Annotated in this window: 9 protein-coding genes; 5 read left to right on the forward strand and 4 right to left on the reverse strand. The window is 65.4% G+C overall.

What is annotated here, in order from left to right; translation table 11 throughout:
* The 3 genes from ABEA93_RS30240 to ABEA93_RS30250 form a co-directional block, all read right to left on the reverse strand.
* Positions 1-915, reverse strand: coding sequence for a hypothetical protein (locus ABEA93_RS30240; protein WP_345679018.1), 915 nt, complete (start codon positions 913-915; stop codon positions 1-3).
* Positions 912-1,565 carry a Fe(II)-2OG oxygenase family protein gene (locus ABEA93_RS30245; RefSeq protein ID WP_345679019.1) on the reverse strand — a complete coding sequence of 218 codons (654 nt, stop codon included), beginning with the start codon at positions 1,563-1,565 and terminating at the stop codon, positions 912-914. The genes ABEA93_RS30240 and ABEA93_RS30245 overlap by 4 nt, the downstream gene beginning before the upstream one ends.
* A gap of 200 nt (positions 1,566-1,765) precedes the next feature.
* Positions 1,766-3,379: an ATP-dependent nuclease gene (locus ABEA93_RS30250; RefSeq protein WP_345679020.1), complete on the reverse strand. Its 1,614-nt coding sequence runs from the start codon at positions 3,377-3,379 to the stop codon at positions 1,766-1,768.
* Between the two features lie 404 nt (positions 3,380-3,783).
* Here ABEA93_RS30250 and ABEA93_RS30255 point away from each other — a divergent pair, with 404 nt between their 5' ends.
* The 5 genes from ABEA93_RS30255 (at position 3,784) to ABEA93_RS30275 (ending at position 9,071) form a co-directional block, all read left to right on the forward strand.
* Complete coding sequence (locus ABEA93_RS30255; RefSeq protein ID WP_345679021.1) at positions 3,784-5,064, forward strand: restriction endonuclease; 1,281 nt, start codon at positions 3,784-3,786, stop codon at positions 5,062-5,064.
* Positions 5,065-5,658: 594 nt separating this feature from the next.
* Positions 5,659-6,408: a protein phosphatase 2C domain-containing protein gene (locus ABEA93_RS30260; protein ID WP_345679022.1), complete on the forward strand. Its 750-nt coding sequence runs from the start codon at positions 5,659-5,661 to the stop codon at positions 6,406-6,408.
* Between the two features lie 93 nt (positions 6,409-6,501).
* Positions 6,502-7,044 carry a GNAT family N-acetyltransferase gene (locus ABEA93_RS30265; RefSeq protein WP_345679023.1) on the forward strand — a complete coding sequence of 181 codons (543 nt, stop codon included), beginning with the start codon at positions 6,502-6,504 and terminating at the stop codon, positions 7,042-7,044.
* A 132-nt stretch (positions 7,045-7,176) separates the two neighbouring features.
* The gene (locus tag ABEA93_RS30270; protein WP_345679024.1) at positions 7,177-7,950 is read left to right on the forward strand and encodes a S1 family peptidase; all 774 of its coding nucleotides are present in this window, start codon (positions 7,177-7,179) and stop codon (positions 7,948-7,950) included.
* Positions 7,951-8,216: 266 nt separating this feature from the next.
* Positions 8,217-9,071, forward strand: a complete 855-nt coding sequence (locus ABEA93_RS30275; RefSeq protein WP_345679025.1) for a phosphotransferase — start codon at positions 8,217-8,219, stop codon at positions 9,069-9,071.
* Positions 9,072-9,223: 152 nt separating this feature from the next.
* On the opposite strand, the gene ABEA93_RS30280 is transcribed toward ABEA93_RS30275, so the two are convergent.
* On the reverse strand, positions 9,224-9,868 hold the full coding sequence (locus tag ABEA93_RS30280; protein ID WP_345679026.1) for a GPP34 family phosphoprotein: 645 nt from the start codon (positions 9,866-9,868) through the stop codon (positions 9,224-9,226).
* Between the last annotated feature and the right edge of the window lie 336 nt (positions 9,869-10,204).

Genomic DNA, 10,204 nt, shown 5'->3' on the forward strand with positions numbered 1-10,204 from the left:
CTAGTCATTCCCATATTCAGGCTCCCGATAGTCCTCGGAGTCACCTTCGGTCTCGAAAGTAGTTGGCAGGCCAGCCTGCTCAATTAGCTCATATCGATCGAGCACCAGTTGGCAATTCCTGCAGCTAAAATACTCTGCCGCCACGATAATGTTGACTATTACCTCATAGTCTTCTTCATCCACTTGGACAAGTTCCGCCGAAGTGTCAGTTATGTCATCCCCTTCGATAGTCCCGTTCGATCCACACGCAGGGCAAGATTGAATCCCACGGTGAGTGAATCCGATACTGCGGTCAAGGCCAGGCTTCCACTCCGCCGCGATGCGCGCGGGCAGGGTCCCATCCAGGTGTTGGGAAAGTCGCTGCTTAGCGCGCTCGATTAGCATTTCAGTTCTGTGTTCGACGTTCTTTGCATTCTGGTCAAGGTGCGCCATTACAGTAGGCTCGCGGTCGTCGCCTACAAACTCTTCGATATCACGGTCAAGCGCATTGACAAGAATGGATGCCTGAGCCCAGTAGCGGGCCCACCAGACGTTTGACGGCACGGCCAGAAATCCGACAGCACTCCCATGGAGATACTCGTTGCGTGCGCTTGTAATGATGGATGCTTCCTTCAGATTGAAGGGTTTAAAAGCCCTCTGGCAGCGCGCAAAAAGGGTCTTTGCTCGAACCGAGATAAATCGTGCGTCACCTTCAACCAGGCCACTCGCGATCAGGAGATTCCCCCCGTCCTCGGTCGGTTCAGCGATAAGAAGAGGAGAAACACGAGACAAGGCTGATTTTGCGAGCAATTCTAGCGCAAGGGCTGCCCAGAGGGCTTTCTCATCGAAAGTCCTGGAGGAATCTTCGTCCATGGCTCTGTTGATGAATAGTTTGGCCTTGACCCACAGCGCACCGTGGTCGTACGGAGCTGTCACGCCGCACCTCTTTTCAGAGAAAGGCAGACGCGTTGCAACTCTCGGTTCGGATCTTCGGTTGCGGCTGGTCTACCGTGGAGAACGCGCCGATTGTCCAGAAGAAGAAATTTCTCCGGCTCGTCCCAAGAGATTTCAATCGCACGCTCAGCCAGGCCTGCGAAGTAATCGACGGTTCTGCGTGAGCGCGAGTCGCACGGCGTCATGCATCCCGGATCGTAACGATATCTATTCCCTTCATATGCCGGGGCAAAGAAACTGTCATGACCATTTTGCACCAGAAATATTCCGTGCGTCATATGAATCCGTGCTGAATACCCGGGGCTTAGGTCCCCTATCAATGGGAGAACCTTTGTGGGGATTTCGTTCACGCCGCCACAATGGAGTGCGATCAAATCCGGGGGGTTGGCTAGATGCGCTCCATCAGTATGTAGGGGCTGATCACCCTTGCCGTATACCGCACTGAGGGAGGGGGCGTGGGCCTCGCGCGCATCGTGCGGCTTCAGGGTGGAAATCGGCGGACCACCCCGACGAATAGGTACTTCTTGATACCCAAGCCTGTCGGCCTCCCAGCGAACCAGGGAGAACGAGAGGGTACCTACCGCCCACCCGTCCTTCTTGCACTGGTCGAGCATCCGTGCGAAAGGCAGCATGAAGACTGTTGTACTCCGAACTTCACGTATGTGCCGCAGGATTTGCCTAAGTCACTGGGCCCTGCTCTGAACATCACGATGCATATGAGTGCAAAAGGCGGCAAATGGCGGCGTCTGGGTGCCAGAACCAAACCCGACGCCGCGCACATGCCCCACGGCCCTCATCAGCGCCGGCGTCCCCCGGCCTCTTCGAGCGCAAATTAGACGAGTCCCAACCCTGTATCCGCGATGGGCGGCATTGAGATTGGAACGGCGCGCGGCGGAAGAAGTGCACTCAGTGCAACAGCGATTTCACCACTAAAGCTCGACTTCGAGTCCCTGAGAGCACGGGCGACCAACTCGCAGTACGCGCGCACCTCCATCCCCACGGTCCTCGCAGCCTGGGGAACCAGCTGTTTACCAGGAACGAGAGCAAGAAAAGTCTCGAATCCTTCGCCCGCAAACGCGGATTCGACGCGAGCCTTCTCTTCGGCAAGGAATCCTTGTGGGGAGAAGTCCCAGTTGCCGACATCAAATAGAGTCGGAATCTCCTTATTGAGAGCTTCTACGCTCTTACCGCGCTTTGCGGCGCCAGAAATAACCTTAACGATATTTGGTTCCATCCGCGCTTTCCAGCGCTCAATTACGAGGGCTGCCTTCTGCTGATCGGTCACAGTCGCCCGCAAAGACTCAAGGTAGGAACCGGTGTCAAACGGAAGCGACAAGTGATTTGCCACGGCCTGGACCACCTGGGGGTGAGCGAAGATACTCTCAATCTCGTGCACCGGAAGTACATGCACATCAAGTGCATCAATAAAGGCATCCGGATGGTAATCGCGATCGATAATTCCTACCGATTCAAGCGAGTGTGCAATTCCCGAATCCCGCAGAGCATCAACACAACGCAGGACATTCTTCGAACTACCCACTGGCTTCACTACGGTGTCTGCACCGTTGAACCAAGACTTGTAAAGTTGTGCATCCCAACTAGATTCTTCGCCCTCGCAAAAGACGATGCGCGAGGCATAGAAAGACAGAGAAGCTGCACCGAGCAAGGCGGCGCCTAGATCCTCGGGAATTTGCCCGTCCAGTTCAAGAACTCGCAACCCTGCCGCGGGGCTGGCGATGACGAAGCGCGCCTCCCGCCGACTTACTGCGAAAGTCAAGTCGTGGGTCACGTAGACAAAACGAACGTCCGTCCGTGCGTCTTCCAGGGCATCCCACAGACGCACAGCCAGTAGTGAATGAAAGTGAGTCTCTGGCTCGTCCACCACAAGGATCCCCGGCTCGGCACTGAAGACACGAGCGGCGACAAAGAGTGCAGCCTTCTCGCCGTCGCTCATCTGATTGCCGCTATATTCAACACTGACGCCGCTTGCCATGTTCTCAACGGTGGGGTTCCAATCCTTCCAACGCAGCCGCCGCCCTGGAAAGATCTTCCCCCAAACTTCTTCGACTCTTCGCGGGGGGGTTACTTCTGGCGGCTCTTTATTCTCGGGGTCATCCCAATAGCGCTCTGCAAACCTCTTGTTTGCCATTGCATCCTCAGCGAGCATCGTTGAGAGCATGTAGTCGAACTCCAAAGTGAGCTCCCAATGAGAGGCGCGAGCTTGCGACCTTTGGCTGTTGAAGTTATTCAAAGCAGTGTTGAATCCCATTGCGGGAACCTCGGGCGCGACACGCGTATTACGCAATGCGTTAATATAATCAATCGGCATGGATGCGTTGATATTACGACTTTGCCTAGTCTTGCCACTGCCGTTGGGGCCGATGACAACGACAGGCTCCCGACCTGGAAGATTGGTACCGCCGGGGAGCTGAATCTCATAACTCATGCCAATACAATAACCCGATCAGCCTTGGGATGCTTCTATTGTTGCAAGTCGGACCAACTTTCTGATTCGATCAAAGCGTTCGCAGAATCAATCCATAGTGATCACAGCGCTAGAACCGGTCGCGAAGCCAACTATCCCTGAGGCCGTTCGGCTTCGGTGCCACGTCTCCAGGACGGGGCATATGTGGGGCAGTGCGCCTGCCGCAACCCGACGGGTCTACGGAGCCCCTGGTCAGAGCTGGGTTGCGGAGCGCCCCTCCCCTGTCCGGCGAGGAGAGCGGGCCCCTCAACAACACCCGGGATCAGGCTTGGTGATGCTACGCACCCCGTTGCCTGGGATCCTTCGTCGCGTCGTGGTTTCAGCATGGGCGCGGGGAGGCCGGGTCGTTGGCGGGGTTGCTGCGTGTGGGTGACGTCTTTCGGTATGCGTCGAGCAAGGACGCGGTACCGGCGGATGTGGATGGGTTTCGGAACTTCTGGCATGTGACGGACACGCCGGGCCGCAAGAAGGTGCTTCTTGAGTCGGGGATCAACAGCATCGCCGAGGTGGCTGCGGTGGACGGTCCGCGTCGGGCGGCAGTGCTGATCCGGTCGAGTCCGTGGAAGGCTGGCAGCGAGCAGACGCCGTGGCATGACGTGTTCAGTCTCGAGGTGGGGCATGTCCGCTACTTCGGGGACCACAAGCCGGGGCTTGCCGTTCCCGTCGGGCAGACGAAGGGCAACGGTGCGCTGTTGCGGGCGTTCGAGCGACATCGTGCGCCGACGGCGGACGTGCGCCGGTTCGCGGAGCCGTTGTTGGTGTTCCGGGCCGTGCGGCGTGGTCGTAGTCCGAAGGGGCATGTTGAGTTCTGCGGTGTCGGGTTGGTGGAGCGGGCGGAGCGTCTGGTCCAGTGGGCGGGCGAGGAACGCGACACGTTCACGAACTACGTATACGACTTCGCGATGTTGGACCTGTCCGCCGAGGACGACTGTCTTGACTGGCGGTGGGTCGAGGCCAGGCGCGACCCAGCTGTCAGTGTCGACGCCGCGTTGAAGTTGGCGCCGGCGGCGTGGCGCGAGTGGGTCGGGAAGGGGCATGCGGCGTTGCCCAGGGTTCGGCGGCGAGTGGCTCGCTCGCGGATAGTGAAGATAAGGGATCAGAAGCCGCCGTCAGGGTCGCCCGAGGCTGCCGATCTGCGGATGATTCACCGGTTCTTCAACAACCGGAAGCACGACTTCGAGGCCGTGGCTTCGGCAGTTGCCGGGCGGATTCTCGGCGACGGGGCGTCCTACCGGGAAGGCTGGCTGACCCGTCGGTCCGGTGACGGCGGCGCGGACTTCATCGGCCGCGTCGACGTGGGGCGCGGCACGGCGGGCGCCAGTCTCGTCGTGTTGGGGCAGGCGAAGTGTGTGACCCCGGAGACGTCGATCAGTGCCGAGCAGATCGCGCGGATAGTGGCCAGACTTCAGCGGGGCTGGATCGGCGTGTACGTCACGACGGGCTACTTCTCCGAGGCCGCGCAGATGGAGATGGTCGAGGACCGGTACCCCATCTCGCTCGTGAACGGCCGCGAACTCGCGGGCGAACTGCGATCCATGGCCAACGAGGACCACAACGGCGACTTGGTTGCCTGTCTCGAACACCTCAGGGCCAACCAAGCCGCCGTCGTCACCGAACGGCGGCCGGAGGAAGTTCTCTTGCTGTAGATCCCGAGTGCCGGTGCCCGCGGAATCGTCGTGGAACGCGTCCGCGCCCGACCGTAGGTTTCAGCAGTTGACGCAGGTCAGAGCAGGGCGGGAGTGACGGCTCGATCTCGCTGTAAATCTGTCGGCTGATGCCTACGCAGGTTCGAACCCTGCACCCGCCACCCCTTACGAAACAGCCTCTGACCAGCACGTATGGTCGGGGGCTGTTCTCGTTTGCGCCCTCCGCGACACCCCGCCAGCCCCATGGAATGCCCGTGGCTGACCGCTCCTGACCCCTCGTTCTGGCACGCGACTGGCACACGGCCCACGCCCCGCCGGCGGCAACGTCAGCGGCCAACGAGACGCCCTTGATCCAGTAGAGATCGATTCGGCAGTGATCAGCGGGCGGCGTCGGATGCGGCACCAGGCGGCGGTGGCGTCGTCCTTGGACTTGCCGCGGGGCTGGCGGGAGCCGTCCGAGTCGGAGTTTTCGGCCGACAGCGGTTCACGGCTTCCGAGCCGGTCGCGGGTGCTCCGATGGACGAAGACCTGGCGCTAAATGCAGCTTCGGCGTGGCTGGTTGCTGTCGGGGCATGGGGCGGGTTTGGGTGAGGTATGGAGGTCACCTATGCCACGGCGCCGGCGCCCGGGCGGGGGAATGAGGACTTTGTTGTTGCCGGGGAGCGGTTTGTCGTTGTGCTCGACGGGGCTACGCCGGTGGGGGAGTCCGGGTGTGGGCACGGGGTGCCGTGGCTGGTGGCGCGGCTGGGGATGCAGCTGGCTGTCGGGATCGTCAGCGGGGTGGGGGAGCCGCTCGCGGCGATCCTGGCCGAGGCGATCGAGCAGGTGTGCGGCATGCATGCCGACAGCTGTGACCTCGGGCATCCGGACAGTCCGTCCAGCACGGTGACGATGCTTCGGTGGGAGGGCGGGACGGTGGATTACCTGGTTCTGTGCGACTCGCCGCTCGTGATCGAGGGCGGCGATGGCAGCCTGCGGACCTACGTCGACGACGCGACCGCGCACCTTGTCAGCCGTACGCGGGACGATGTGCGGAAGCTGCGCAATCGGCCCGGTGGGTTCTGGGTTGCCAGTACCGATCCCGCGGCGGCGGAGCACGCACTCACCGGGTCGGTCGATGCCGCCGAGGTTCGTCGGGTGGCGCTCATGACGGACGGGCTGTCGCGGCTCGTCGAGCGCTATGGGTGGACGTGGTCGCGGGTTCTCGACGTCGTCGAAACGGAGGGGCCAGGCGCCGCCGTCCGGGCCGTTCGCGAGGCCGAAGTGGCCACCGTGCCGGGGACGTTCCCCGGGAAGCCGCATGATGACGCCACCATCGCCCTGTGTCGCGCGTTCACGCCGTGATCCGCCTCTGGTCTGAAGGGAAGCCGTCGCCGGGCTGCCTCTGCTGCTCCCGCAAGCCATCCGGCGCGTAAGCCACCGCATATGGTCGGCACCATGCGCACCACTCCCCAGCCGCTCCCTGCCCTCCGTCCCGCCACCCGGGCCGATCTGCCCCGGATCCTGGCGCTGCTCGCGGACGAGGATCGGGTGACCGACCCCGCGGACGTCGTGGTGACCGCGGCATACGAGCGCGCGTTCGCGGCCATCGATGCCGACCCGCGCAACGAGCTGCTGGTGCTGACCCGCGCAACCGGCGACCCGGCAGACGAAGGCGAAAACCAAGGCGAAATCCAAGGCCAACACCAAGACCAAGACCAAGACGCCATCCTCGGCTGCCTTCAAGCGACCTACATCCCCGGTCTCGGAAAGGGCGGTGCGGAGCGGGTGTTGCTCGAAGCGGTGCGGATTCGGGCGGATGTCCGCGGTGGCGGGCTCGGCCGGACGCTGATGGAGTTGGCGATCGAGCGGGCCCGGGTGCGCGGTTGCGCGCTCGTCCAACTGACCAGCAACAAGCGCCGTACGGACGCGCACCGCTTCTACGCCGGTCTCGGCTTCGTCCGCAGCCACGACGGCTTCAAGCTCACCCTCGACAGCTGACGGCGAAGCAGCCCAACCGCCCAACCGCCCAGCCCCCAACCCCACCCAATTCCCCGCCAACCCCATGCAACCCCCGCCCGGCCCCAGCACGTCTCCACGGAAAAGTCCCCGGGTGAAGGGATGGTGGGCGTGATGGCGGCGAGGAAGTCCGTACGGGCGTTCGTGTCGGCGGCGTTCGTGGCCATGGTGGTGACCGCGCTCGGCGTGGCCGCCCCCAGCGCGATGGCGGTACGCGACGGGCGCGATGTCGCCGCCGGAGAGGCGCCGTTCACGGTGGCGCTGATGACCGCGGACGGTGTGCAGCTTTGCGGCGGCACGCTGGTGGCGCCGGCCAAGGTGCTGACCGCGGCGCACTGCGTGACCGCGGTGGACAAGCCGACCGACATCCGGGTCGTCGCCGGACGCGTCGACTACACCGCCACCGGCGGCCAGACCCGGCGCGTGACCGCGGCGCGGATCCACCCGAAGTTCGACCAGGGCACGCTGACTTACGACGCCGCCGTCCTCACCCTCAACCGTCCCCTGCCGTACCGGACTTTGCCGATCGCCCGCGCGCAGGACGGCGCCCTGTACGACGTCGGCCGCAAGGCCGCCGTCTACGGCTGGGGCACCCTCGCCGACGGCGTGCCGACCACGCTGATGCAGCGCACCACGCTCGTCCTCTCCCCGGTCGCCGCATGCGACCCGTACACGTTCCCGGGCGACACCGCCGCCACGAAGGTCTGCGGGCTGCCGCCGAAGGCAAATCCGAACACGAGCATCTGCCGCGGCGACTCCGGCGGGCCGCTCGTCGAGAACGGCAAGCTCATCGGCATCGTCTCCTCGGGCAACAAGTACTGCGGGACGGAACAGCCCCGCTCGGCGTTCACCCGCGCGAGTGCGGTGGTGAAGGGGCTGGACCTGTAACCCCCCAGAGCCCAGCCGACGGCCGCAGCCGACGAGCCCAGCCGACGCCTCCAACCGCCCGACACACACCCCCACCCACCCATCCCTCCATTTCCCCCCAACCCCACCCCCACCCGATCACCCCCGATCCCCGCCCGATCACGATCCCGCCCCGGCGGATCACCATCGCGCTCCATTCCATCCCCCGTGCGCAGTCGCCCGGCCCGCCGCCGATCGTGTTGGATACTCGAATCCCTGCATCGCACACGACACTTGGCGGATCTTGCGTGGACACCGTGGACGAGTTAGCCGATTCCTGCCGTGCCCATGTGGGGCCGGTCGACGTCGACGCCGTACGGCCGCGCCTCGACGGGGGCCGGGTCGCCTTCGTCCGGGCGCGTGACGGCCGCCGGTTCGTCGTCAAGCAGCACGGCACGGACGAGGGCTTCGCCCGCGAGCTGCGGGCGTACCGGGACTGGCTGCCGCAGCTCGGCGAAGCCGTCCCGCAGCTGGTCGCCGCCGAGCCCGACCGGCGCCGGCTGCTGCTCACACATGTCGACGGCGAGAACGCCACCGACGTGCCCGCGGACAGCCTGCGCGAAGAGCTGGCGCACGAGCGGGCGGGCGCGTTCCTGGCCCGGCTGCACCGCGTCGTCCCGTCGGAGGTGTCGCGGACGTTCGGCGCCGAGCTGGCCGCCCGGCTCGCCGCGCGCCTGCCGCGGCTGCAGACCGCGGCCGCGATCACCGCGCGGGAACGTGCCGCGCTGGAACGGTACGCCGAGCGGATCGGCCGCCTCGACGCGGTCGAAGTCGGCGTCTGCCACCTCGACTTCAGTCCGCGGAACTGGCTGATCCGGCCCTACGGCGCGGTCGCCGTCGTGGACTTCGAGCACACCAAGCGCGACGCGCTGACCCGCGACCTGTGCCGTCTTGCCCACCGGTCGTGGCGCGGCCGCCCACACCTCCGGATGGCCTTCTTCCGCGGCTACCGCCGACGCCTGACCCCCAACCAGGAACACCAACTCGCGCTGTACGCCGGGCTCGAAGCGGTCACCGCACTATCCCTCGGCATGGACGTGGGGGACCCGGGGATGCTGCAGATCGGCCGCAGACTGGTCGCCGAGGTGACAGGAAACGCGTGACGGCGCGCCCGCAGACAAGCACCCGCCCGTCGCAACTCCGCTGGTAGCAAATCCGCTGCTCGCAACTACGCCCGTCGCAACCCCGACCCCCGCAACCCCGACCCCCGCAACCCCGACCCCCGCAACCCCCACCCCTCAGACCCGGACGCCCCTCACACTCCCCGCCAAATGTTGTCGTAAGCCGCCTGCTCGATATCCCGCCGCTGCCGTACCGCCTTGAGTTCCGTCGCCGCGTCGCCGACCGCGGCCAGCACGATGTCCGCCGGATCGCGCGGCACGGCCCCATCCGCGACAGGCTCCGCGACGGCATCGGCGGCACCGGCAGGATCACCGACGGCACCGGCATCGCGGACGCCCGCCGCCGCGGCGAGCCCGGCCAGCACGGGCTCGCCGGCGGCCCGGCGTGCCTCTGCCGCCCGACGGTCCGGTGTGTCGGCGAGGGTGACGTTGCCGCTGCGGAAGGGCAGGCGGTGCCGCTGCCGGGTGAGCTGGCCGTCCTCCTCGAAGGCGGCCAGGTAGGCGGAGGCGAGGTCGCGGCCGCGGCGCCACAGCCAGTCCTCGACCGATTCGTACGGCGGACTGTCGACCAGCGCGGCCCCGGCCTGCTCCAGCAGCAGGTCCGCGTTCGGCACCCGCAGCCGCGGCACGATCCGGTCGCCGTCCAGGACGACGGTCTCGTCGGCGAGCAGGTCGAGCAGCTCGGCGCCCGCCAACGCGAGCGAAAGCTCGCCGTGCGGCACCGGATGCTCGGGCTCGGCGGCAATCGCGGTGATCATCAGGTCGCGTGCTGTGGTCATCGAGGACTCCACGTGGGGGACGGCCCGCGGCGGCAGGCGGGGCACCGGACTCGCCCTTACGAGCCTAGGCCGCGTCCCAGGTCCCGTCCGCCCGACACCACCGGACACGCCACCGTGGTCCTCAACCGCCGTCCTCAACCGGCGAGCCTCCGCCGACCCGCCGAGCCTCCGCCGACCCGCCGACCCGCCGATCCCACCCACACAACACCAAGAACCGACCACGGCCCCCCCGCACCACCCCACCCCGGGTTTTCACCACAGCCCCCTCGGGCACCAACCCCAAACCGCCCCGCCCCCCCCCCCCCCCCCCCCCCCCCCCCCCCCCCCCCCCCCCCC

The sequence above is a fragment of the Yinghuangia aomiensis genome, assembly GCF_039542225.1.
In the GTDB taxonomy this organism is placed as follows: domain Bacteria; phylum Actinomycetota; class Actinomycetes; order Streptomycetales; family Streptomycetaceae; genus Yinghuangia; species Yinghuangia aomiensis.

What these genes read in the sequence shown, in the direction of transcription:
- ABEA93_RS30280 (WP_345679026.1), bottom strand. Translation starts at nt 9,868, where the DNA reads ATGACCACAGCACGCGACCTGATGATCACCGCGATTGCCGCCGAGCCC.
- ABEA93_RS30250 (WP_345679020.1), bottom strand. Translation starts at nt 3,379, where the DNA reads ATGAGTTATGAGATTCAGCTCCCCGGCGGTACCAATCTTCCAGGTCGG.
- ABEA93_RS30265 (WP_345679023.1), top strand. Translation starts at nt 6,502, where the DNA reads ATGCGCACCACTCCCCAGCCGCTCCCTGCCCTCCGTCCCGCCACCCGG.
- ABEA93_RS30245 (WP_345679019.1), bottom strand. Translation starts at nt 1,565, where the DNA reads ATGCTGCCTTTCGCACGGATGCTCGACCAGTGCAAGAAGGACGGGTGG.
- ABEA93_RS30260 (WP_345679022.1), top strand. Translation starts at nt 5,659, where the DNA reads ATGGAGGTCACCTATGCCACGGCGCCGGCGCCCGGGCGGGGGAATGAG.
- ABEA93_RS30270 (WP_345679024.1), top strand. Translation starts at nt 7,177, where the DNA reads ATGGCGGCGAGGAAGTCCGTACGGGCGTTCGTGTCGGCGGCGTTCGTG.